The following is a 21,948-nucleotide window of genomic DNA, read 5'->3' as shown; positions in this document are numbered from 1 at the left end:
CGCGCCGACCTCAGCGCCAGCACGTACAGAGCGTCGAAGGGCGGAGTCTCGTCCTCGTCGAACGCGCTGTCCTGCATGACTCTCCTTCGACTCACCCCGCGAGGGAAACGACGAGCGGGGAACACAATGCAACAGGTCCGGAACTGTCGCAAGGGTGCAACTCTCCGCCGATACGTCCCACCCGCCGCACCGCTCGGCGTGTGCTCGACCTGCGCCGGGCGCGGCCGGGTCCCGATGGCTGGGACCGCGAGCAGTGCGGGCGGTGAGTTCCCCGCCTCGTCGGCCGAGACGTCCCGCGAACGCCGTGCGTGGAACCCGCATCCAGGGCCGGGTGCCTGACGATCTCGGCCACCGGGAGTGACGGCGTGGGGGCGAACCGGGCGGATCTAACTTCCTGCCACCACGCATGGCGATCGGGCGCCCATCGAGAGGACGGACTGATGAGAATCACCAACAGGTTGGTCGGCCGGCGAGTCACGGCTGCGGTCGCGGCGCTCGTCACGGGCCTGGCCCTTGCGGCGTGCGGTGCCGGGACCGGAGCCGCGGGCGGCACGGGAGAGAACGACCCGGACGCGACGTTGCGGGTCATGTACGGCATGGCCGCCTCGCTCGATCCAGCCCAGGCGCCCGAGCCGACACAGCTGACGTTCTCGACCTGGCCGATGTACGACACGCTCGTCCGGGTCAGCACGGACAACACCTACGAGCCGATGCTGGCCACCGGGTGGACCTTCTCCGCGGACGGCAGGACGCTCGAGCTCGAGCTGCGTGACGACGTCACCTTCAGCGACGGCGAGAAGTTCGACGCCGCCGCCGTCGTGGCGAACCTCGAGTACTACAAGTCTGCCGACAAGAGCACCGTGCAGACCGCACTTGCGGCGGTCGAGAGCGTCGAGGCGGTCGGGGAGTACGAGGTCGCCATCCATCTGCTCAAGCCGACCACGACGATCCTGACGTCGCTGTCGAGCAGCCTCGGCGGCATCATGATCTCGCCGAAGGCGATCGCGGCCGGCGACATCGCCACGAAGCCGGTGGGCACCGGCGCCTACACCCTCGAGTCCTTCAAGCCGGGCGAGTCGGCCGTGTACGTCCGCCGCACCGACGAGGGCGGCATCTGGGACGAGGGGACCGGCAAGGTGGCGCGCGTCGAGCTGGCGCGGATCGCCAGCGCCGACGCCAAGCTCAACGCGCTCAAGAGCGGCCAGATCGACCTCACCAGCTGGGCCGGTGACCCGAACGACTACGCCGGCACGCCGATCCGGACCGTGCCGATGGAGGGCGTGCTGAACATGGTCGGGCTGTACTTCAACCCGAAGTTCAAGCCGCTCGACGACGTCCGGGTGCGCAAGGCGATCAACCTGGCCATCGACCGCAAGGCTGTCGTCGACGCGTTCGTCCCGTCCGACAGCCCCCGCGGCGCGACCTGGCCGGAGGGCATGCCCGGATTCGACGAGGAGCGGGAGGGCACCTACCCGTACGACCCCGAGGCGGCGAAGAAGCTGCTCGCCGAGGCGGGCTACGAGAACGGCGTCGAGATCCCCGGCGAGTTCCTCATCTCGCCGGCGGCGAGCATCGACAAGGCCGCGGAGGCGGTCCAGGCCCAGCTCGCCGAGGTCGGCATCGACATCAAGCTGCGCACCGTCGACATCCTCGCCCAGGTGACGACGTACGCCGGCGGCAAGAACTCCGGGCAGTTCATGTTCCTGTCGCTGCCGTCGATCGACCCGTACGCATGGCTGCGCCGGCTGTTCGTCGACCCGCTGTGGAACCCCGGAGGCGCCGACCCGAAGGTCGCCGCTTCCATCGAGGGGATCGACGACCCGGCACTGTCCGACGAGGACCGCACGGCGAAGATCTCCGCCGCGCTCGACCTCGCGACCGAGAACCCGATGTTCGCGCCGCTGTGGCAGGGCGTCGGAGGCCTCGCCGCGTCGCCGAAGGTTCAGGGGCTCGACGACCTGGCGTCCTTCAACGGCGGGGTCGCGAACCTGCGCTATGTCAGCATGACCAAGTAGCCACGACCCGCGCCCGGGCCCGGTCGACCTCATGGTCGGCCGGGCCCGGTGCGCGTCGCGACGTCACATGATGGCGTCGTCGTCGGTGAGCGCGAAGACGGTCGACATCATGCCGTCCGACCACGCCGCCGACGGCATGTCGTCGGGCGGGGAGTCCGGGCACAGACTGCTCGAGATCCGCCGCGCGGCGTCGAGGATCACGGGGACCCACCGCTCGAGCGACAGGTCGGCCGTCGCGCCGGCCAGCGCGATGCCGGCCGTGACGCCGTCGGGACACTGGACGGCTGCGCCGACGCTGGAGACCCCGGGCACGTTCTCGTCGTGCTCGAAGGCGATGCCGTGTCGGCTCCGGATCCGGCGCAGCTCGACGTGCATCATCGACAGGTCGGTGATGGTCGTGCGGGTGCGCGCCTTGAGACCTTCGTACAGCAGGGCGTCGATCTCCTCGGGTGCCAGCCACGCGAGCATGGCCTTGCCGAGCGCGACGCAGTGCGCCGGCACCCGGCCACCGACGCGGGGCTCGGCCGGCAGCCGCTGGCCGTAGCCCACCGTGTCGAGATAGACCACCTCGGCGAAGTCGAGGATGCCGAGCTGGACCAGCTGGCCGGTTCTCGCGTGGAGCTCCTGCAGGACGGGGACCGCGGCGCCGCGCAGGTCCTCGTGGCCGCCCAGGCCGCCCGGTGCACCACCCAGTTGGAGCGCCCGGCGGCCGAGCGCGTAGCCGTCCGCGGAGTGCTGCAGCCAGGCGAGACGGACGAGCTGGTCCAGGATCCGGTGGCTGGTGGACCGAGGAAGACCCGTCGCGTTCACGATGTCGTCGAGGCGCAGGTGATCGCCGCGGTCCACGAAGGCGTCGAGGATGGAGGTCATCCGCGAGAGCATCGACTCCCGGGACCCGCCGCCGTCGCCGTCGCCGTCGGGCTGCTCGTTCACGTCGGTCATCGTCGTCCCCTCCCGGTGTGGTCGCCGCGGCCGCTCACACCGACACCAGCGTGTCGTCGACGCCGAAGCCGAGGGCCCAGCGGCCGTAGAGCCCGGCACCCTGACCGACGTTGTTGACCAGGTGGGCGGCGCCGGTGTGGATGTCGCGCCAGGCCCTCAGGATGGGCGTGCTGCCCTGAACGCCGTGGCCGCCGGCGGCCCTCAGCAGGAGCTCGATCGCATCGACCGCACGCTCGGTCGACAGCACCTGGTCGCGGCGTGCCCGAAGGCGCAGCTCGATCGGCACCGGCTCGTTGTGGAGGGCGCAGGCGTGCAGCTCCCGCAGATCACGCTCGATCTGGAGCACGCTCGCGTCGAGCTCGTTGAGCCCGCGGGCGATGGCCAGCGACGTCGACGGGTCCTCACCGCTCCGGGCGCCGAGGCTCAGGCGGGAGCGCTGCCGCGAGCGCTCGGTGTAGTAGGCGTAGGCGCCCTCGGCCGCGCCGAGCAACGGAGCCGTGATCGAGGTGCTGTAGATCGCGGCGTACGGCACCCGGTAGAGCGCGGGCGCGGTCGGAGCACGCAGGGCCTCGACCAGCGTGCTGCGCCGGGCGGTCGCGTAGACGCGGTGCAGCGGAACGTGGGTCTCCTCGACCGTGACGGCGCGGGTGCCCGTGCCGCGCAGGCCCACCGCCCCCCACGCCTCGCCGACCTCGACCTCGGAGCGGGGCAGCAGCACCGCGGCGTAGTCGATCGGCTCCCCGCTGCGCCCGATGACCTGGGAGCCCAGCATCATCCAGTCGGCCAGGTCCGCGCCGACGACGGAGTTCCACGTGCCGGAGAGGCGGTAGCCCGCCTCGTCCGGGACCAGCCTGCCCAGCGGGGCGTAGCTGGACGTCACGAGGGCGTCGGGATCGTCGCCCCAGACCTCGTCGTGCGCCTGCTCCTCGAGCAGCGCGACGTGCCATGCGGTCGTGCCCATCAGCGACGCCGTCCAGCCGACGGATCCGCAGCCGCTGGAGAGCAGCCGGATGCCGGCGAAGAACGCCGCCGGGTCGCCCTCGGCGCCACCGAGGGCGCGTGGCTGGAAGGTGCGCAGCAAGCCGGTCCCGACCAGTGCACGCATCGTCTCCTGCGGGATGGTGCGCAGCGCCTCCACCTTCACGGCGTCCTCGCGCACGCCTGGAAGGAGGGCGCGGATCGGGTCCAGGATGTCCTCGCTCACGCGGCCCTCTCTCCTCCTTGCAGATCGCTCCCACCGGGACTATCCAGCGGGTTCGAGACTAGCCCCGCCCAGGTCTCGATGGCTGGGACCGGTGCGGAAATGCGGAGCTCGTGCTCTCTAGCGTCACCGCAGGGTGGCCACGGAGGAGGACGGACGGATGGTGCCGCAACGGTCCTTCACGGTCAGCGTGATCGAGGTCGTCCGGGAGACGGCCGACACCCACTCGATCGTGCTGGTGCCCGCCGCGGCGGACGCGCACCTGTTCGACTTCGAGCCGGGCCAGTTCCTCACCCTCCAGGTCCCCTCCGAGCAAGCGGGTGGCGCCGCCCGACCGTACGCCCTGTCGGGCTCGGGCCCGGTCGGGGAGCCGATGCGGGTGACGGTGCGCCGCAAGCGCGGCGGCTACGCCTCGAACTGGATCTGCGACCACCTTCGGGTGGGCGACCAGATCGACGTCCTTCCGCCGGAGGGAACCTTCGGACCGACCGCCGTCGAGGACCGCGACCTGCTCCTCGTCGCCGAGGAGATCGGCGTCGCGTCCGTGATGTCGCTGCTCGCGGCGCGGCTCCGCGCCGGAAGGCGGCGGGTGACCTTGCTCTACGTCCACGCGGGAGCGTCGGTCCTCTTCGGCGAAGAGCTCGCGGCCCTCGAGCGCCGGTACGACGGCCGGCTGGACGTCCTCCACCTCTCCGACCCCGGCCCGCTGGCGACCGACGCGGAGGTCATCCGCGCCCGGCTGGCGGGCGCCCCGGGACCGGACGTCGTGGTCTGCGGGCCGCCTGCCCTCCTCGACGTCGCGACCCGCGCCGCCGCCGACGCGGGCGTCCCGGCGGCCCGGCTGTGGGCGCAGAGCCGGGCCTGACCCGAGCCCGGCCGATCAGACCTTGACGACGGTGCAGGTCGGCAGTGGGTGGTCGGTCGCGCCCACCCAGCGCAGGAGTGCCGTCCCCTCGCGGTGCCCGCCGGTCGTCAGCCAGTTCCCGAATCCCGGGTCCCGGTCGGCGACGACGATCGTCACCGTGCCGTCCTCGTCGAGACGGGCGGAGCGGTTGTTGACGTAGGTGTTCATCCGGTCGTGGTCGAGCGACTCCATCCACCAGTTCTGCAGCACGAAGTTCCAGTACTCGCACTCGGGCACCCGCGTCCGGATCACCCACGCCTCGTCCGCCGCGATCCGCCAGTAGCCGTGCAGGTAGAAGATCGCCGGATCGCCACCGGCCCCCTGGAACAGGTCCTGCCCCCAGTCCGGCAGCTCGTTGGGCCGCTCGCTGAACATCCGGGTCCACCGGGTGAACGTCGCGGAGGTGCCCTTCACGAACTGGACCGCCTGCGCCAGCTGCCGGGCGAAGGTGCCGGGATCGAGGGGCTCGGGCGCCGGGACGTCGTCGAGGAGCTCGATCTCCACCCGGGCCGGGATCTCGGCCGACCGGTCCTGGAAGGACTGACGTCCGGTCAGGTTGGTGGTGGCCTCGGTCAGGGGCAGCCAGTCGCCGCCGTCCGGCGGCGGCTCGGCACTGGCGATGACGCTGAAGCGCCCCTCGTCGTCGACGGTGATCTCGTCGTTGGCCAGCTCGCCGGTCGAGGCCATGGTGCCGTCGATGTGGTAGCGGTTCGCCTTCGAGCCCAGGGTCAGCAGCGGAGCCGTCCCTCGGGTGCCGTGGATGCGGTAGCGGTACTCCGCCGACAGCGGCGCCCGCAGGTAGATGTTGTCGGGGTTGTCGGCGCCGATCTTGCAGCGCAGGTTCGGGTCCAGGGCGTTCGTGATGGTCGGGAAGCGCGGATCCGCGTTCTCGATGTTGTTGAGCGTCGCGTACCGCAGCAGCCGCAGCAGATAGCGCACCCCCTCGGCCTGGTTGAGCGGATCCTGGGGTGCCTGGTCGTCGAGAAGGGCCTGACCGGCCTCCTTGAGCTGGTCGCAGAACTCGTCCCACATCCGGTTGGTCGCCATGGCGCGCGACCGTAGGAGGACGGGGTACGGCGATCCGCGGCCGATCCCGTTGGCCGAGATCGAGGGGCGACGGCAGCCGGCTGCGGCGCCGGCTCGGGGGCGTCATCGCGGCACGGAGGGGGCTACTCCCGGCCAGTGGAAGTGATCCCCGCGACGTGTGTCGCCCGAACTAGCGTCGCGCAGCATCGCCGGCACTCCGGCCGGCGTCTCGACCCCGACGATGGTGATGCGCATGATCAGCTTCATCGGCAAGCGCCTGCTGTTGGCCGTGCCGACGATCGTTCTCGTGACGTTCCTGGTCTTCCTGCTCATGGAGCTCTCGCCCACGGACCCGGCGGCGACACTGGCCGGCGACAACCCGACGCCTGAGCGCCTGGCCGAGATCCGGGCCGCGCTGGGACTCGACCGTCCCTTCTGGGAGCGCTATCTCGACTGGGGCGCGGCCGCCCTCCACGGCGACTTCGGAGTGTCGCCGATCACCCACCAGGCGGTCACCTCGGATCTCATGTTCCGCCTGCCGATCACCGTCTCCCTCGTCGTGCTGGCGCTGTTCTTCGCCGTCGTCATGGGCGTGGTGCTCGGCACCGTCGCCGCCCTCAACCGGGGCGGTGCCGTCGACTGGGCGATGAACGCGATCGCCAACATCCTCCTGGCGGTCCCGCCGTTCGTGGCGGCGATCCTGCTCGTCCTGTTCTTCGCGATCCTCTCGCCGGCGTTCCCCGCGACCGGCTACGCCACGCTGTCCGACGGCATCGGGCCGTGGCTGCAGTTCTCCACGCTGCCGGCGCTCTCGCTGGCGACGATCCCCGGCGCGCTGCTCGCCCGGCAGGTCCGCAGCGCGCTGGTGGACACCCTCGAGGAGGACTACATCCGCACCGCCCGCGCCAAGGGCCTGCGCCGCGGGGCGATCGTCGCCAAGCACGCCGCGAAGAACGCCGCGCCGCCGGTCGTGACGGTGCTCGGCCTCGTGCTCACCTCGATGATCGGCGGTGCCGTCGTCGTGGAGAAGATCTTCGCCATCCCCGGGCTCGGCTCGGTCAGCGTGGACTCGGTCCTCAACGGGGACCTGGTCACCCTCCAGGGCCTGATCGTCGTGGTCGCGCTGGTCGTCACCGCCGTCAACCTCGCCGTGGACGCCTCCTACGGCTACTTCAACCCCAGGCTGAGGGCCCGATGACCGCCGCGCCCGTCTCCGCCCACGACGGCGACCCGGCCACGGTGCGCCCCCGACGCTGGTACCAGAGCCGGATCCTGCGTCGCCTGCGGCGCAACAAGGCGGCCGTGTTCTCGATCGTCGTGCTGATCCTGATCGGGCTGATCGCCGTCCTCGGCGAGTGGATCGCGCCGCAGGACCCCAACAAGGTCGAGCTCACCTCCCGCCTGATGGGACCCTCCGGCGCCCACCTGCTCGGCACCGACGAGCTCGGACGCGACGTGCTGAGCCGGCTCCTCGTCGCCACCCGCGTCGACCTGCTGGCCTCGGCCCAGGCCGTCGGCCTGGCGCTGCTGGTCGGCGTTCCGCTCGGCATCGTCGCGGGCTACGCCGGTGGCGTCACCGACGCGATCGTCAGCCGGGTCATCGACGCGCTGATGACGCTGCCGCCGCTGATCCTCGCCGTCGTGGTCGTCGCGATCCTCGGACCGGGACTGCGCAACGCGATGCTGGCGATCTCGGTGGTGATCATCCCGAGCTTCTACCGGATCGTGCGCGCATCGACGCAGGGTGCGCGCAGCGAGCTCTACATCGAGAGCGCGCGGGCGAGCGGATGCACGAGCTGGCGCATCCTGTGGCGCCACATCCTGCCGGCCGTCGCCCCACCGCTGCTGGTGCAGGCCTCCTTCTCCGCGTCGGTCGTCATCGTCGCCGAGGCGAGCCTGTCGTTCCTCGGCCTCGGCGCCCGCGCCCCGCAGGCCACCTGGGGGCTGATGCTCAACGACGCCTCGTCGAACCTCACCACGGCGTCGTACCTCATCTATCCGCCGACCGTGATGGTGGCTCTCACCATCCTGGGCTTCTCCCTGCTCGGCGACGGCCTGCGCGACGCGATGGGCCGACAGACGACCGACGGAGGACGATGACATGTCCGCTCTCGAGACCGTGCCGCCTCCCGCGGCCGCCGACGGCGCCGACGGCGCCGACGACGCCGTCCTGCGGACCACCGACCTCACCGTCGAGGTCAGCACCGAGCACGGCTGGGTCACCATCGTCGACGGCGTCGACCTCACCGTGGGCCGCAACGAGATCGTCGGCCTGGTGGGGGAGTCCGGCTCCGGCAAGACCGTGACCTCGCTGTCGGTCATGGGTCTGCTGCCGAAGAACGCCCGGATCAGCCGGGGGACCGTCGACGTGATGGGCAGCCGGATCTCCGCGCTGAAGGAGCGCCAGCTCGCCGACGTGCGCGGCGTCAAGGCGGCAATGATCTTCCAGGAGCCGCGCCGCTGCCTGAACCCCGCGTTCACCGTCGGCGACCAGGTCGCGGAGTCCCTGCGCCGGCACCGCGGCTGGTCGCGCAAGCGCGCGATGCAGCACACCGTCGAGCTGTTCGAGCTCGTCGAGATCCCCGACGCCGCCCGGCGCGTGCGGCAGTATCCCCACGAGTTCAGCGGTGGCATGTGCCAGCGGGTGATGCTCGCGATGGCACTGGCGTGCGATCCGATGCTGCTCATCGCCGACGAGCCGACGACCGCGCTCGACGTGACCGTGCAGCGTCAGGTCCTCGAGCTCATCCGCCGTCTCCAGGGCGAGCTCGGCCTCGGCGTCCTGCTGATCACGCACGACCTCGGCGTCGTCGCCGAGATGTGCGATCGCGTCGCGGTGATGTACGCCGGACAGGTGGTCGAGCAGGGCGCGGCCGACGCGCTCTTCCACGACCCGTCGCACCCCTACACCAGCGCCCTGCTGCAGTCGATGCTCGAGCCGACCCGTCGGGGGGAGCCGCTCGGCTTCATCCCCGGAGTGGTTCCCCCTCCGCACGAGTTCCCGCCGACCTGCCGATTCCAGGCCCGGTGCGCCCACGCGGTCGACGAGCAGTGCCGCCGCCCGGTCGCGCTGCGGGAGCTGTCCGCGCACCACCTCAGCCGCTGCGAGCGCGCCGGCGAGATCGACCTGCCGGGAGTGACTCCATGAGCGAGCCGACCCTGTCCGTGCGCGGGCTCACCAAGACGTACGGCGCCCGGCCGACCCTGTTGCGACGCGACCCGCACCGGCTGACCGCCGTCGACGAGGTGGGCTTCGAGATCGCACCCGGGCAGACGCTCGGTCTGGTGGGGGAGAGCGGCGCCGGCAAGTCGACGGTGGGTCGGCTCGTCCTCCGGCTGATCGAGCCGGACGCCGGGACCATCGACCTGCTCGGCACCGACCTCGCGGCGCTGCCGCGCGGCGACCTGCGCCGGATGCGGGCCAGGGCGACGATGATCTTCCAGGACCCGTACACCTCGCTGAACCCGCGGATGCTGATCAAGGACGCCGTGGCCGAGCCGCTGATCATGCACACCGACGACTCACGTCGGGTGCGGCATGCGAAGGCGCTGGACATGGTGCGCCGCGTCGGCCTGACCGCCGCGCACATGGAGCGCTATCCCTACGAGATGTCCGGCGGCCAGCTGCAGCGGGTCGCGATCGCGCGGGCGCTCATCACCGACCCGGCGTTCATCGTCTGCGACGAGCCGGTGGCGGCGCTCGACGTGTCCACCCAGGCGCAGGTCATCAACCTCCTCAACGACCTGCAGCAGGAGCGCGGCATCTCGTACCTGTTCATCTCCCACGACCTGCGACTGGTGCGGCTGATCGCCGACGAGGTCGCCGTGATGCGCCGTGGGCGGCTGCTCGAGAAGGGGCCCGCGGTCCGGCTCTTCGACGCGCCCGAGCACGCGTACACCCGCGAGCTGCTGGCGGCCATTCCCGGCCGGACCCCGCGGGCCCGGCGATTCACCGGCGGGCGCTCCGAGCCCGTCGGACACGAGAGGTGACCATGACCAAGCCCACTGCCAGCACCGCCATCGCCAGCGCCCTCGAGGCGCTCGGCGTCGAGGTCGTCTTCGCGATCCCGAGCGCCCACAACATCCCGATCCTGCGGGCGATCGAGGACCGCGGAGCGATCCGGATCATCGGCGCCCGGCACGAGCAGGGTGTCGCCCACGCGGCCGACGCCTACGCACGCACCACGGGCTCGCTCGGCGTCGGCATCGTCAGCGGGGGACCGGGGACGGCCAACACGATGGGCGGGATGTACGAGGCGTACACGTCGTCCTCGCCCGTCCTGCTCATCACGAGCCAGGTGGAGTCGGCCCACCTCGGGCGAGGTCGCGGCTATGTGCACGAGGCGGAGAACCAGGCCGCCATGCTGGCCACGGTCTGCCGGGAGGTGGTGACCGCCTCGGCCACGGACGACCTCGCGGAGACGGTGATCCGGCTCGGGCGGGCCGCTCTGGCCGGGCGGCCCCGGCCGGTGGCGCTGGAGGTCCCGCTCGACCTGCAGGACGCGCCCGCCCAGCCGTTCGACGAGGAGGCTCTCGTCCGGCGGGCCGCACTGCCGCTGCCGCGCATCGCGGCCGACGACGACCAGGTCGCCGCCGCCGCACGACTGCTCGCGACGGCGCAGCGTCCGGTGATCTGGGCCGGGGGAGGGGTGCTGCGTGCCGAGGCCGCCGAGGAGCTCCTCGCCCTCGCCCGCCGCTGGAACGCGCCGGTCCTCACCAGCCGCGAGGGCCGGGGCGCCATCAGCGAGGACGACCCGCTGAGCATCGGCGCCTATGCGACGCTCCCACCCGTCCGCGAGTTCGTGGCGGGGTGCGACGTGATGCTCGCCGTCGGCACCCGGTTCCAGATGTACGCGACCGGCCAGTGGACGCTGCCCTTCCCCGAGGCGCTCGTCCACCTCGACGTCGACGCCGCGGTCATCGGCCGCTCCTACCCGGCCTCGGTCGCCGTCGTTGCCGACGCGAAGGCGGGCCTGACGCAACTCGCCGCCGCACTGCCGCCGGCCGATGATGCCCCCGGACGGGCGGAGCACGTCGCGGCCGGGCGGTCCGCGGCCGCCGCCGCCCGCGACCTGGTCGCACGTCAAGCCGGCCCCGATCACCTGCGGATGAGCCGGGTCATCGCTCAGCATCGACCCGCCGACGGCGTCCTCGTCTGCGACGCCACCGTCCCCGCCTTCGTGTGGGGTGACCGCCTCGTGCCGATCACCGTGCCGCGGACATCGGTGCGGTCGGTCGCGGCCGGCATCGGGCCCGGCATGGCGCTCGCGCTGGGCGCTGCCGCCGGCAGCACGGCACACACCGTGCTGTTGCAGGGCGACGGCGGCTTCATGCTCGGGATCGGCGAGCTCGCGAGCGCGGTCCAGGCACGCTCGCGGATCGTCGTGTGCCTCTTCGACGACGGTGGCTACGGCATGCTGCGCGACATCCAGGCCACCTCGGGCCTCGGTCTGAGCGCCGGCTTCGACCTGGCGACGCCGGACTTCGCCGCTGTCGCGACCGCCTTCGGCGCACGCAGCGCCCGGGTCAAGGACGCCGTCGGATTCGAGGATGCCTTCGCCGAGGCGCTGTCCTACGACGGCCCCACCCTGATCCACGTCGACCTGGCGGCGATGGAGCCGCTGCGGCGCACGCTCGGCGCGTGACGGCGAGGTGAGCCGGTCCTGGCGCGATCGGGCGCTCCAGCCGGCGTTGATGTTGATGGCGTCCTCGACGGCCGTCGTGGCGAGCGTCGGCGCCCCACTGGTGCCCCGCATCGCGGCGGAGCAGGGGGTGTCACTGGCCGGTGCACAGTGGATCCTCACCGTCACCTTCCTCTCCGGCGCGGTCACCACGCCGCTGCTCGGCCGCCTCGGCAGCGGCCCCGGGCGGCGTCCGGTGGTGCTCGGCGGACTGGCCGCGGTGCTCGTGGGCTGCGTGCTGGCAGCGGTGCCCCTCGGCTTCGGGCCGATGGTCGCCGGCCGCGCCCTGCAGGGCCTCGGCCTCGCGGTGACACCGTTGGCGATCGCGGTCGCGCGCGACGTCGTCCCCGCCTCTCGACGGCCGGCCGTCATCGCCGGCCTCTCGGTCACCACGGTGGCCGGTGCCGGCCTGGGCTACCCGATCGCCTCGCTCGTCGTGGACCGGTACGGCGTGTCCGCGGCGTACTGGACCGGCGCCGTGATCACCGCTGTGACGCTGGCCTGCGTCGCCGTCGTGCTCCCGACGGGGACCCGCGCGCAGCCGGGGCGCACCGACGTCCCCGGCGCGATCCTGCTGGCCGCCGGCTCCGGCGGCCTGCTGCTCGCGCTGAGCCGCGCGAACGCGTGGGGCCCCACCTCCGCCGTCACCCTGGGCGTCCTCGCGGGCTCCGTGCTCGCGCTCGTCGCCTGGACCCGCTGGACCCTCGGGTTCGAACGGCGCCCCGACCGGCAGCCGCTCGTCGACCTGCGCCTGGCCCTCCGGCCCGGAGTCGTCGGTCCGAACGCCACGGCCCTGGTCGCGGGCTGCGGCATGTACATGCTGATCACCCTCGTCGTGCTGGCCGTGCAGGCGCCGGTGTCGTCCGGCTACGGCCTCGGGCACGACGTCACGGTGGCCGGCGTGATGCTGCTGCCGTTCTCCGTCGCCAGTGTGCTCGGCTCCCGGCTCGCCGGCCGCCGGACCGGCGCCGCGTCGGGCGACGCCCTCCTCGCGGTCGGCTGTGCGCTGTTCGCGCTCGGCGCGCTGGTCCTCGCGGCAGTCCACGACCACCTGTGGGGCAACGTGCTCGCGATGAGTGTCGGCGGCCTCGGCAGCGGATGCTCGTTCGCCGCGATGCCGTCGTTGATGATGCGCTTCGTGCCGCCGAGCGAGACCGGCAGTGCGATGGCCTTCAACCAGATCCTGCGCTACCTCGGCTTCTCCGCCGGCAGTGCGCTGGTCGTCACGATCCTCGATGTCGCCAGCGACGGCGGCGGCACGGTGACCTCCTCGGGCTTCGTGACCGCCGCGATGGCCGCCGTCCTCGTGGCGTCGGTGGCGGCCGTCGTCGCCGTCTGGTCGGGACGGGCCGTTCCGTCACCGGCCGAGGCCCTCCTCTCCCATCCCCACCCGAAGGAGCACTCCCTTGTCCCAACCCCGCACCACCCGGGCCCGCGCGCGGATCGGCGCCGTCGTCGCGTCCGCCGTACTGGCCCTGGTCCTCGCCGCCTGTGGCGGCGCCAGCAGTGGATCCGGAGCCTCCGGCGCCCCTGATCCCGACGCGACCCTGCGGCTCACCTCCGCCGGCGTCTCCACCCTCGACCCGACCCTCACGGCCGGCTCGACCGCGGTCCTCTCCAACACCTGGCCGGTCTACGACCGCCTGCTGCAGATCTCCGAGGACGGCCAGTACCTGCCCATGCTCGCCACGAAGTGGACCTTCTCCGAGGACGGGAGGACGCTGCGACTCGACCTGCGCGACGACGTCACCTTCACCGACGGCACCCCGTTCACCTCGGCGACCGTCAAGGCCAACATCGAGCGCTACCAGGCCGCCGAGGTCAGCGCCCAGGCGACGGCGATCATCGACCACGTCGAGATCGTCGACGAGCACACCGCCGACCTCGTCCTCACCGCCCCGAGCCGCGCCGTGCTGGCCGGCATCTCGTCCGCAGCGCCCGGCATCATGATCAGCGAGCAGGCCCTCGACAACCCCGACCTCGCCACCCACCCGGTCGGCAGCGGTGCCTGGGAGATCGAGAGCTTCCGGCCGATGGAGCAGGTCGTCTACAAGCGGCGGACCGACGAGGGCGGCATCTGGGACCCGGAGTCCGGCAAGGTCGCGAAGGTCGAGATCGCCGTGCGGACGACGGACGCGGCGTACTCCGCCATCCGCAGCGGCCAGGCCGACGTCGTGCTGTCCAACGGCGACGTCAACGAGCTCCAGTCCGCGATCGACCAGGGCACCCTGGTCCAGCGCCCGCTGGTCAACTCGTCGACGACGGTGACGATGTTCCTCAACCAGACCGTCGAGCCGTTCGACGACGTGCGGGTCCGCCGGGCCGTCAACCTCGCGATCAACCGCAGGCCGCTCGTCGAGGCGCTGGTGCCGACGACCAGCCCCCGGGTCCAGCCGATGGCCTCCGCGATCAACGGCTTCGACGAGTCCCTGGAGAGCGCCTACGACTTCGACCCGGAGAAGGCGAAGGAGCTCCTGGCCCAGGCCGGTCACCCCGACGGAGTGGACGCCGGCACCTTCTACGTCGGCAACTACGAGCCGATCCCCAAGGCGGCCCAGATCGTGCAGTCCGACCTGGCCGACGTCGGCATCGACATCGACCTGGAGCTGTACGACGTCCGCCAGCTCTCCAGCGGCGTCTACGGGAAGAGCGACCGTCCGGGGGCCTTCATGTTCCTGGCGTATCCGGGGGTCGAGCCGGGGGCCGCCCTCCGGTTCTTCCTCGACAACCCGCTGAACATGCCCGGCGGCGTGCCGCAGGACGTCGTCGACAGGATCGGCGCGATCGACGACTCGACGGCCACGGAGGACCAGCGTGCCGAGCGCACTCGTGCCGTGACCGGCTGGGCGGTCGACCAGGCGATGTTCGCGCCGCTCTACCAGGGCGTCCCCGGTTGGGTGATGACCGACAAGGTCCACGGCGTCGAGGAGGGGAAGGCCTTCCTCGCCCCGCTCGGCGGGCAGGACCTCCGGCACGCCTGGATCAGCAAGTAGCGATCTCGAAGGGACCGTGACAGAGGGCCTGTGACGACGTCGTCGTCACAGGCCCTCTCGGTTCTTGCTGGCTCAGCCCCCTACGGCGGCTCGCTGCCGGGCGGTGACCTCGGCCAGGTAGCGCTCGGGCAGCTCCATGAACGGCTGACGCTGCCTCGCCCAGAGCGGCAGGTCCTCCATCGAGTAGATGTCCTGCTGGTCGGCGGGGCGGCGCGGCCAGGCGGGGATGTTCACCCACAGCCGCATCAGGTGGCGGCGCCGGCCGACGTCGTCGTGGTCGACGTACGGCGTGCGACCGTGGACGATCAGGCGGTTGTTGAGGAACTGGATGTCGCCGGGAGCGATCTGCATGTCGAGGTAGAGCTCGGGGGACGACGAGAGCTCGCAGAACAGCTCCAGGGCGGCCTCCTGCTGCGCGGTGATCTCGAAGTGACCGGCGCGCGCGGCGTCCCGGGTCTGCGCGACGTGCACGCAGGAGCTGAACTCGCCGTCGGTCTTGGTGAACAGGGCGACGTCGCCGGAGGTGACGATCCTCCCGTCGCCGTACTCGGCATCCATCCGGCCGCGCATCACCGGCATGCCGCGGTAGAGGACCCGGACGAGGTCAGGGTCGATCTCCAGCATCCGGTCGTGGACCGCGGCGGCGCTCGCGATCCGGCTGGCGCCGCCTTCCTTCGCCTCGCGCAGGCAGAGCAGCGAGACGACGTCGTGCCCGTCGCAGTGCATGTTCATCGCCATCGCCGAGCGGTAGCCGCGCACCTGCTCGTCGACGAGGTCGGCGACGTTGAGGACGTGTCCGAGGATCTCACCCTTGCCCGACTGCGGGATGACCTCGCCGAGGTGGGCGCCGAGGCCGCAGTAGATCCGGGCCAGGTCGTCGTCGCCGTACCGCTCCCGGGACAGGCCGCGGATGAGGACGAAGCCGCGGCCGAACCGCAGCTCGTCGCGCAGCCGGGTGAGGAGGTCGCCGACCCTCTGCAGGGGGAAGGTGGCCGGCGTGATCTCGGTCAGGTCGAGGTCGCCGTGGTCCTTGAGCGTGGCGAGGGCGGCGTCGATCTCGCCGAGCTCCTCGCCGGACAGCTGCCACAGGCCGTCCTGGCGGTAGTCGAAGGTGCTGCCGCGCCAGGCGCCACGGCCGCCTACGGGGGTCAGGGTGTCGTTCATCGAGTCCTCTTCTCTGGTCGTGGGGGAGCGGATCGGGATCAGGGGGCCGGCGCCGGTCGGGGTCCGCGCACCAGCCGGCCGGGGAGGGCACCGGTGTGCAGGCCGTCCCGGCTCACGACCGTGCCGCCGACGACGGTGGCGGAGTAGCCGCGAGCGTCCTGCATCAGCCGGCGGCCGCCCGCGGGAAGGTCCCGGACGACGCGCGGCCGCTCCAGGCGCAGGCGGTCGAGGTCGATGACGTTGAGGTCGGCGCGATGGCCCGGTACGACGAGCCCGCGGTCGAGCAGCCCGACGACCTCCGCGCACCGCCGCGTCATCAGACGGACCAGGTGCGGGAGCGGGATCCGTTCGCCCTGGGTCCGATCGCGGCCCCAGTGGGTGAGCAGGTGGGTGTAGATGCTGCCGTCGCAGATGACGCCGAGGTGGGCGCCGCCGTCGCCGAGGCCGGGGACGGCGTGGTCGCTGAGCAGCATCCGGCGGGACGGCTCGAGCGAGTGGTCGGCGTAGTTGGAGAAGGCGAGGTAGAGGATGTTGCGGCCCTCGTGCTCGAGCAGCCTGTCGTAGACCAGCTCTTCGGGCGCGATGCCCAGCCGAGCCGCCTGGGCGCCGATGCTGGTCTCCTTCGCCGGCTCGTAGTCGAAGTCCGCCCCCATCTCGAAGAGCTGGGCGAAGTCACGCACCCGCATGCCGATCTCCATCGCCGGCGCGGGGTCGTTGGACTCGGCGAGGATCCGGGCCCTCACCTCCGGCCGCCGCAGCTCCCGCACCCGGTCGGCCAGGGGGAGGTCGGCGATCGCGAGGTAGGTCGGGGTGGAGTAGAAGGGGTTGAGGGTGAGCTCGAGGCCGAGCAGGACGCCCAGGGGCCGGGGGAGCACCTGCACGCTGGCGCTGCCGCCGGTCGCGTTGAAGTCGTCGACCTTGTCCAGGATCTCCCGCCAGACCTCGGGCCTCCCGTGGCTCTGGACCAGCGACATGCTGAACGGCCGGCCCGCGGCCCGGGCCTGGCGCAGGCCCATGTCGAGCACCGACTCCCAGGCGTCGTCGTACTCGATGACGAACTGGACCAGGCCGGCGCCGGCCCGCTGGAGGGCGGCGGCGAGACCGGCGTACTCCTCCTCGGTCGCGGCGAGCGTGGGGGTGAGCCGGCCGTCGCTGGAGCGGTGGAACATCGTCTGGGAGGTGCCGAAGCCGAAGGCGCCCGCGCGGACGGCCTCCTCGAGGATCGCGGCCATCCGCTCGACCTCGTCCGGTGTCGCGGGCTCGCGGTGGTAGGCGCGCTCGCCCATGACGTAGGTGCGCAACGCGGCGTGGGGGACGTAGCTGCAGATGTCGGCGTCGAACTGACGCGTGCCGAGGTGGTCGAGATACTCGGGGTAGGTGGTCCACTGCCAGTCGACGCCCTCGGTCAGCACCACGTTGGGGATGTCCTCGACGCCCTCCATCAGCTTGATGAGGAGCTCGCGGTGCTCGGGCTCGCACGGGGCGAACCCGACACCGCAGTTGCCCATGACGACCGTGGTGACGCCGTGGTTGGTCGACGGCACGAGCCGGTTCTCCCAGGTGGCCTGGCCGTCGTAGTGGGTGTGGACGTCGATGAAGCCGGGCGTCACCAGCCGACCGGAGGCGTCGATCTCCTCGCGGCCGGCGCCGGTGACGTCGCCGACCTCGACGATCAAGCCCTGTCGGACGGCGACGTCCGCGGCTCGCGCGGGCGCGCCGGTGCCGTCGAGGACGGTGCCGTGGCGGATGACCAGGTCGTAGTCGCTCAAGTGCGCCTCCTCGGGGTCGGGTGTCTGGGGAGCCCTCATGCCCGTCGGACGTGGTCCGGGCCGAGCTCGCTCACGTCCGCCACACCCATGAGGGTGAGCGTGCGCACGATCTCCTCGCGCAGGATCTCCAGCACGTGCTCCACGCCGCCCTGGCCCCCGGCGGCCAGGCCGTAGACGTAGGGCCGGCCGATGCCGACGGCGGTCGCGCCGAGGGCGAGGGCCTTGACGACGTCGGTGCCGCGGCGGATGCCGCCGTCGAGGAGGACCGGGACCCGGCCGCCCACGCGGTCGACGATCGCGGGCAGGGCGTCGATGGCCGCGGGGGCGCCGTCGAGCTGGCGGCCGCCGTGGTTGGAGACCATCACGCCGTCCGCGCCGAGGTCGACGGCCCGCTCGGCGTCCTCGGCGGCGAGGATCCCCTTGATGTGGATCGGTCCGTCCCACAGCTCGCGGAGCCGGGCGAAGTCGTCCCAGCACAGGTCCGGACGCAGCAGCGTCTGCTGGGCGCGGGCGGAGGCGACGGCGGCCCTGGTCCCGCGCTCGTCGACGAGCATGCGCGCCGAGACCCGCTGGTGGCGGGCGAACCCGTACGCCCAGCGGGGTCGGACGGCCGCGCTCAGCGCGCGGGCCGGGGTGAGGGTCGGCGGGATGCCCATGCCGCGGCGCCGCTCCGAGAGGCGGTTGCCGCCGACGGGCACGTCGACCGTGACGAACAGTGCGGCGTAGCCGGCGGCCTTCGCGCGGTCGATGAACCTCTTCGACAACGCCTCTCCGGTGGTCAGGCTGGTCCACGGGTAGAGCTGGAAGAAGTGACTCTCGGACGTCGCCTCGGCGACCTCCTCGACCGTGTAGCTCGACGCCGTGCTGATCACCGCCCTGGTGCCGGCCGCCTCGGCGGCGCGCGCCGCCGCTCGTTCGCCGTCCCAGTGGACGAGCCCGGTCATGCCGGTGGGGGAGAGGAGGACGGGCATGGACAGCTCCGTGTCGCCGAGCTTGGTCCGCAGCCCGCTGCCCTGGTTGCCCGTCAGTACGCGGGGGACCAGCGACCAGCGGTCGAACGACGACCTGTTCGCCTGCAGCGTCTGCTCGGACTCGGCCCCTCCGTCGACGTAGGCCCAGACCATGCCGGGCAGCCTCCGGCGGGCGCGGAGGCGGTAGTCGTCGACGGTCAGCGGGCCGCCGGATCCGGCGGTCCAGCGGAACTGGACGCCGCCCCTCACGATGCCATCCGCACGGTGATCTTGGCCGTCTCCGCGGTCGGCGCGACCGCGAGTTCGAACGCCTCCTGCGCCTGCCCGACGGAGAAGGTGTCGGTCACGAACAGCTCCCTCAGCCCGGGATGGGACTCCAGGTAGGCGCCGGCGCGCGCCAGCATCGTGCGGCGCTGAAGCGTGATCCCGGACGTCAGGGTGAGGTTCTTGCGCAGCATCGCCCGCATGTCGATCGGGTAGTGGGCGTCGTCGGGGACGCCGAAGTAGAGGACCCGGCCGCTCGGGGCCGCGGCCTCGAGCGCGTGGCCGAGCGTCGACGTGTTGTGCCCGACGGCCTCGACGACCACGTCGGGCCGCTCGCCCGCGGAGAGACCGGACGCCCAGCGGCTGGTGTGCTGGTGCACGACCTCGTGGGCGCCCAGCCGGGTGCCGATCGCGGTCCTGTCGATCAGGTCGACGCCGACCACCTCCCGGGCACCCGACGAGCGGAGCACGTGGTTGAACAGCAGCCCCATCGGGCCCTGGCCGAGCACCGCCGTCCGAGCGCCCGCGACGTCGCCGACCTGGTCGACGGCGTACAGGACGCAGGCCAGGGGTTGGAGCATGACGGCGTGCTCGGGACTCAGCCGGTCGTCGTACCCGAGGAGGTCGTCGCCGAGACTGATCGCGAGCTCGGCGAGCGCGTTGAGCCGCGAGCCCCAGCCGACCACCAGGTCCCCGACCCGGTGTCGTTCGTCCCGCGACGCGACCACCTCGCCGACCACCTCGTGCATCGGTGACCCCGGCTCGTGGCCCGCCACCGCGTCGTCGCGCTGCTTGAGCGTCCGCACCCCGTTGAACACCGGCAGGTCGCTTCCGCAGATCGCCCCGGCGAGGACCCGGAGCAGCACCTCGCCGTCCGCGAGGTGGTCGCTCCCGAGGCGCGGCGCCTGCACCTCCGCGAAGGTGCGGGGCGCGACGAGCTGCTGCGCGTACATCGACGGCATGGGTCCTCCTGACTGGGCCGCGGGCGGTCCAGTCTTCGAAAGGGGCGCGGTCGGTGTCGCCCCGACTCCCAGCCACTGGGAGTCGGGGCCCGCGTCCTCAGGACGGGACCTTGTCGAGGAAGCCGTGCACGTCGCGGATCCGACCGTCCTCGTCGAGGACGACCACGTCGAAGCCGACGACCACCGGCTCGGCGCCCTCGGGGCCCAGGCCCCACTGGAAGCGGATCCGGTCGTGGTGGGCGTCGACGGAGCCGACGGGGGTGAAGACGAAGCCGGGGAACTGCGCCTGGACGCCGTCGACGAGGGCGTGCAGGTCGGTCCGGCCGGCCACCTGGGCGAGGGGGTCGGTGTAGCTGCCGTCGGGGGCGAAGTGCTCGGCCAGCAGGCTCTCGCGCTCGGCGGGGGAGGCGTTCCACGTGGCCAGGTAGGCGTCGACGAGGTGCTTCATGATGGTCTCCGTTCGGATGGCTGTTCCGGATCGTCCTGGGTCGGACGGGAACCACCGTGGACCGGCCGACGGGAGGATGGCCATGACCTCCGAGGTCATGGGCGCGCGGACGCCGTCTCCCTAGGGTGGAGGCCATGACCACGATGGTTGGGGAAGCGCAGGTGGGGCCGATGCTTCGTTCGTGGCGTGAGCGCCGCCGGTTCAGCCAGCAGGAGCTGTCCAACCGGTCGACCGTCTCGACCCGGCACCTGAGCCGGGTGGAGACCGGCCGCGCGCACCCGACGCCGGACATGATCCTGCACCTGGCGGAGAACCTCGAGGTCCCCTTGCGCGAGCGCAATCGGCTCCTGCTCGCGGCCGGCTACGCGCCGCGCTACTCCGAGCGATCGCTGGACGACGGCTCCCTGTCGGTCGTGATGGACGGACTGCGCAGCCTGCTCGACGCCCACCTGCCCTACCCCGCGCTCCTGCTGGACGACTACTGGGACGTCGTCGACACCAACGCGGCGATCTCGGTCCTGCTGGCCGGTTGCTCGCCCGCGCTGCTCGAGCCGCCGGTCAACGTGATCCGCCTCTGCCTGCACGAGGACGGCCTGGCCCGGCAGATCGACAACCTCGACCAGTGGGCCGGGCATCTCCACCACCAGGCGGTCAGCCGCGCCGAGCGCACGCACGACCCGCGCCATCACGCCCTGGTCGCGGAGATCGTCGGCCTGTACGGCGGCACGCCCCGCCTCGACCCGACGACCGGCCCGGTCCTGACCCTGCGGCTGCGCACGGCCGGCGGGGTGCTGCGGATGTTCAGCACGTCGGCCCAGCTCACCACGGCGACCGACGCGGCCTTGGAGGGTCTGCGGCTCGAGACCTTCCTCCCTGCGGACGAGGCGACCCGCGGGCTGTTCTCGGTCGACCCAGCGTGAGCTCGGGGGATCCGAGCTGAGCCTCAGGCCGACGAGAGCCCGGCGGTGAGTGCGCGCAGGCAGCGCACCGCGAGCTCGACCGGCGCGCCCGGCTCGTCGCCCTCGGCCCACACCTCCAGCGCCACGCGGATCGCGTCGGTCGCGGCGGCCGCGACGAGGCGCAGCTCGAGCTGCGCCTTGGCGGGCGCGATCATGCCCAGGACCGGCACGAGGCGGGCGTCGGAGTCGCGGTTCACCCGGTACCAGACCGCGGCGAGGGCGGGGTCGTCGTTCGCCGCGCGGAGCAGCCCGCGGACCCAGGCGAGGTCGCGGTCGAGGTCCGGAGTGCTCGCGGCGCCGAGCGTCGCGCGGATGGCCTCCTCCACGGCGGGCAGGAGGGGCGAGCCGGGGGCGGTCTGGGCCAGTCGGGAGCGCCAGGCGTCCCCGCCGACGGTCAGCAGCGGCGCGACGGCGTCCTCCTTGGACCGGCTGTAGCGGTAGAAGGTGCGCAGCCCGATGCCCGCGGCAGCGGCGATCGCCTCGGCCGTCGTGCCGCCCGCGCCCCGCTCGGTGAACAGCCGGGCCGCCGCTCGGGCGATGTCGAGCCTGGTCGCGGCCCTACGTCGCTCGGTCAGGCCGGCCGTCTCGGTCACAGGGACGAGACTAGCTGTACCCGGCCAGGACGTTGGTAGCGGCGAGCCTGACTGAA

19 protein-coding genes are annotated in these 21,948 nt (G+C 72.3%); 10 read left to right on the top strand and 9 right to left on the bottom strand.

Translation table 11 applies throughout. From position 1 onward, the window contains the following. Positions 1 to 440: 440 nt before the first annotated feature. Positions 441 to 2,015, top strand: a complete 1,575-nt coding sequence (locus FHP29_RS00130) for an ABC transporter substrate-binding protein (RefSeq protein WP_139620850.1) — start codon at positions 441 to 443, stop codon at positions 2,013 to 2,015. Positions 2,016 to 2,078: 63 nt separating this feature from the next. On the opposite strand, the gene FHP29_RS00125 is transcribed toward FHP29_RS00130, so the two are convergent. After that, positions 2,079 to 2,957 (bottom strand): IclR family transcriptional regulator, encoded by an 879-nt coding sequence (locus FHP29_RS00125; RefSeq protein WP_139620849.1) that lies wholly within the window; start codon positions 2,955 to 2,957, stop codon positions 2,079 to 2,081. Between the two features lie 34 nt (positions 2,958 to 2,991). Beyond that, a complete protein-coding gene (locus tag FHP29_RS00120; protein ID WP_139620848.1) occupies positions 2,992 to 4,161 on the bottom strand; it encodes an acyl-CoA dehydrogenase family protein in 1,170 nt (389 codons plus the stop codon). 133 nt (positions 4,162 to 4,294) lie between these two features. On the opposite strand from FHP29_RS00120, the gene FHP29_RS00115 reads away from it, so the two are divergent. After that, a complete protein-coding gene (locus FHP29_RS00115) occupies positions 4,295 to 5,023 on the top strand; it encodes an FAD-binding oxidoreductase (protein ID WP_139620847.1) in 729 nt (242 codons plus the stop codon). 15 nt (positions 5,024 to 5,038) lie between these two features. On the opposite strand, the gene FHP29_RS00110 is transcribed toward FHP29_RS00115, so the two are convergent. Continuing rightward, the gene (locus FHP29_RS00110) at positions 5,039 to 6,109 is read right to left on the bottom strand and encodes a DUF1214 domain-containing protein (protein ID WP_139620846.1); all 1,071 of its coding nucleotides are present in this window, start codon (positions 6,107 to 6,109) and stop codon (positions 5,039 to 5,041) included. 232 nt (positions 6,110 to 6,341) lie between these two features. Between FHP29_RS00110 and FHP29_RS00105 the strand changes: the two genes are divergently transcribed. The 7 genes from FHP29_RS00105 (at position 6,342) to FHP29_RS22100 (ending at position 14,762) form a co-directional block, all read left to right on the top strand. Then, the gene (locus tag FHP29_RS00105) at positions 6,342 to 7,286 is read left to right on the top strand and encodes an ABC transporter permease (protein WP_158296423.1); all 945 of its coding nucleotides are present in this window, start codon (positions 6,342 to 6,344) and stop codon (positions 7,284 to 7,286) included. Further along, a complete protein-coding gene (locus tag FHP29_RS00100; protein WP_139620844.1) occupies positions 7,283 to 8,188 on the top strand; it encodes an ABC transporter permease in 906 nt (301 codons plus the stop codon). Before FHP29_RS00105 ends, FHP29_RS00100 begins: the two co-directional genes overlap by 4 nt. Before the next feature lies 1 nt (position 8,189). Next, positions 8,190 to 9,236 carry an ABC transporter ATP-binding protein gene (locus FHP29_RS00095; protein ID WP_139620843.1) on the top strand — a complete coding sequence of 349 codons (1,047 nt, stop codon included), beginning with the start codon at positions 8,190 to 8,192 and terminating at the stop codon, positions 9,234 to 9,236. After that, a complete protein-coding gene (locus FHP29_RS00090; RefSeq protein ID WP_139620842.1) occupies positions 9,233 to 10,078 on the top strand; it encodes an ATP-binding cassette domain-containing protein in 846 nt (281 codons plus the stop codon). Before FHP29_RS00095 ends, FHP29_RS00090 begins: the two co-directional genes overlap by 4 nt. Before the next feature lie 2 nt (positions 10,079 to 10,080). Further along, positions 10,081 to 11,733, top strand: a complete 1,653-nt coding sequence (locus FHP29_RS00085) for a thiamine pyrophosphate-binding protein (RefSeq protein WP_139620841.1) — start codon at positions 10,081 to 10,083, stop codon at positions 11,731 to 11,733. 55 nt (positions 11,734 to 11,788) lie between these two features. Then, positions 11,789 to 13,303 carry an MFS transporter gene (locus FHP29_RS22345; RefSeq protein WP_240044206.1) on the top strand — a complete coding sequence of 505 codons (1,515 nt, stop codon included), beginning with the start codon at positions 11,789 to 11,791 and terminating at the stop codon, positions 13,301 to 13,303. A gap of 145 nt (positions 13,304 to 13,448) precedes the next feature. After that, positions 13,449 to 14,762 (top strand): ABC transporter substrate-binding protein, encoded by a 1,314-nt coding sequence (locus tag FHP29_RS22100; RefSeq protein WP_240044207.1) that lies wholly within the window; start codon positions 13,449 to 13,451, stop codon positions 14,760 to 14,762. 72 nt (positions 14,763 to 14,834) lie between these two features. On the opposite strand, the gene FHP29_RS00070 is transcribed toward FHP29_RS22100, so the two are convergent. From FHP29_RS00070 to FHP29_RS00050, 5 genes are all read right to left on the bottom strand, one after another. Further along, positions 14,835 to 15,926 carry a TauD/TfdA family dioxygenase gene (locus FHP29_RS00070; protein ID WP_139620838.1) on the bottom strand — a complete coding sequence of 364 codons (1,092 nt, stop codon included), beginning with the start codon at positions 15,924 to 15,926 and terminating at the stop codon, positions 14,835 to 14,837. 38 nt (positions 15,927 to 15,964) lie between these two features. Then, complete coding sequence (locus FHP29_RS00065; protein WP_139620837.1) at positions 15,965 to 17,695, bottom strand: N-acyl-D-amino-acid deacylase family protein; 1,731 nt, start codon at positions 17,693 to 17,695, stop codon at positions 15,965 to 15,967. 35 nt (positions 17,696 to 17,730) lie between these two features. Then, entirely contained in the window at positions 17,731 to 18,915 is a 1,185-nt protein-coding gene (locus tag FHP29_RS00060; RefSeq protein ID WP_205013743.1) for an alpha-hydroxy acid oxidase, read from the bottom strand. Next, positions 18,912 to 19,892 carry a zinc-binding dehydrogenase gene (locus FHP29_RS00055; protein WP_205013742.1) on the bottom strand — a complete coding sequence of 327 codons (981 nt, stop codon included), beginning with the start codon at positions 19,890 to 19,892 and terminating at the stop codon, positions 18,912 to 18,914. Before FHP29_RS00055 ends, FHP29_RS00060 begins: the two co-directional genes overlap by 4 nt. 97 nt (positions 19,893 to 19,989) lie before the next feature. Continuing rightward, positions 19,990 to 20,340: a nuclear transport factor 2 family protein gene (locus FHP29_RS00050; RefSeq protein WP_192903928.1), complete on the bottom strand. Its 351-nt coding sequence runs from the start codon at positions 20,338 to 20,340 to the stop codon at positions 19,990 to 19,992. Positions 20,341 to 20,474: 134 nt separating this feature from the next. On the opposite strand from FHP29_RS00050, the gene FHP29_RS00045 reads away from it, so the two are divergent. After that, complete coding sequence (locus tag FHP29_RS00045) at positions 20,475 to 21,260, top strand: helix-turn-helix domain-containing protein (RefSeq protein ID WP_139620836.1); 786 nt, start codon at positions 20,475 to 20,477, stop codon at positions 21,258 to 21,260. Positions 21,261 to 21,283: 23 nt separating this feature from the next. Here the strand turns inward: FHP29_RS00045 and FHP29_RS00040 are convergent, their stop codons facing one another. After that, positions 21,284 to 21,892 (bottom strand): TetR family transcriptional regulator, encoded by a 609-nt coding sequence (locus FHP29_RS00040; protein WP_139620835.1) that lies wholly within the window; start codon positions 21,890 to 21,892, stop codon positions 21,284 to 21,286. Between the last annotated feature and the right edge of the window lie 56 nt (positions 21,893 to 21,948).

It is taken from the genome of Nocardioides albidus (genome assembly GCF_006335005.1).
Lineage (GTDB): Bacteria > Actinomycetota > Actinomycetes > Propionibacteriales > Nocardioidaceae > Nocardioides > Nocardioides albidus.
The sequence above is the reverse complement of the archived record's forward strand: the minus strand, read 5'-3'. Positions and strand labels throughout refer to the sequence as shown.

Coding starts and splice junctions, on each gene's coding strand:
- FHP29_RS00055 (WP_205013742.1), bottom strand. CDS start 19,892: ATGCCGTCGATGTACGCGCAGCAGCTCGTCGCGCCCCGCACCTTCGCG.
- FHP29_RS00130 (WP_139620850.1), top strand. CDS start 441: ATGAGAATCACCAACAGGTTGGTCGGCCGGCGAGTCACGGCTGCGGTC.
- FHP29_RS00125 (WP_139620849.1), bottom strand. CDS start 2,957: ATGACCGACGTGAACGAGCAGCCCGACGGCGACGGCGACGGCGGCGGG.
- FHP29_RS00105 (WP_158296423.1), top strand. CDS start 6,342: ATGATCAGCTTCATCGGCAAGCGCCTGCTGTTGGCCGTGCCGACGATC.
- FHP29_RS00050 (WP_192903928.1), bottom strand. CDS start 20,340: ATGAAGCACCTCGTCGACGCCTACCTGGCCACGTGGAACGCCTCCCCC.
- FHP29_RS00110 (WP_139620846.1), bottom strand. CDS start 6,109: ATGGCGACCAACCGGATGTGGGACGAGTTCTGCGACCAGCTCAAGGAG.
- FHP29_RS00070 (WP_139620838.1), bottom strand. CDS start 15,926: ATGAACGACACCCTGACCCCCGTAGGCGGCCGTGGCGCCTGGCGCGGC.
- FHP29_RS00095 (WP_139620843.1), top strand. CDS start 8,190: ATGTCCGCTCTCGAGACCGTGCCGCCTCCCGCGGCCGCCGACGGCGCC.
- FHP29_RS22345 (WP_240044206.1), top strand. CDS start 11,789: ATGGCGTCCTCGACGGCCGTCGTGGCGAGCGTCGGCGCCCCACTGGTG.
- FHP29_RS00090 (WP_139620842.1), top strand. CDS start 9,233: ATGAGCGAGCCGACCCTGTCCGTGCGCGGGCTCACCAAGACGTACGGC.
- FHP29_RS22100 (WP_240044207.1), top strand. CDS start 13,449: ATGCTCGCCACGAAGTGGACCTTCTCCGAGGACGGGAGGACGCTGCGA.
- FHP29_RS00045 (WP_139620836.1), top strand. CDS start 20,475: ATGACCACGATGGTTGGGGAAGCGCAGGTGGGGCCGATGCTTCGTTCG.
- FHP29_RS00100 (WP_139620844.1), top strand. CDS start 7,283: ATGACCGCCGCGCCCGTCTCCGCCCACGACGGCGACCCGGCCACGGTG.
- FHP29_RS00085 (WP_139620841.1), top strand. CDS start 10,081: ATGACCAAGCCCACTGCCAGCACCGCCATCGCCAGCGCCCTCGAGGCG.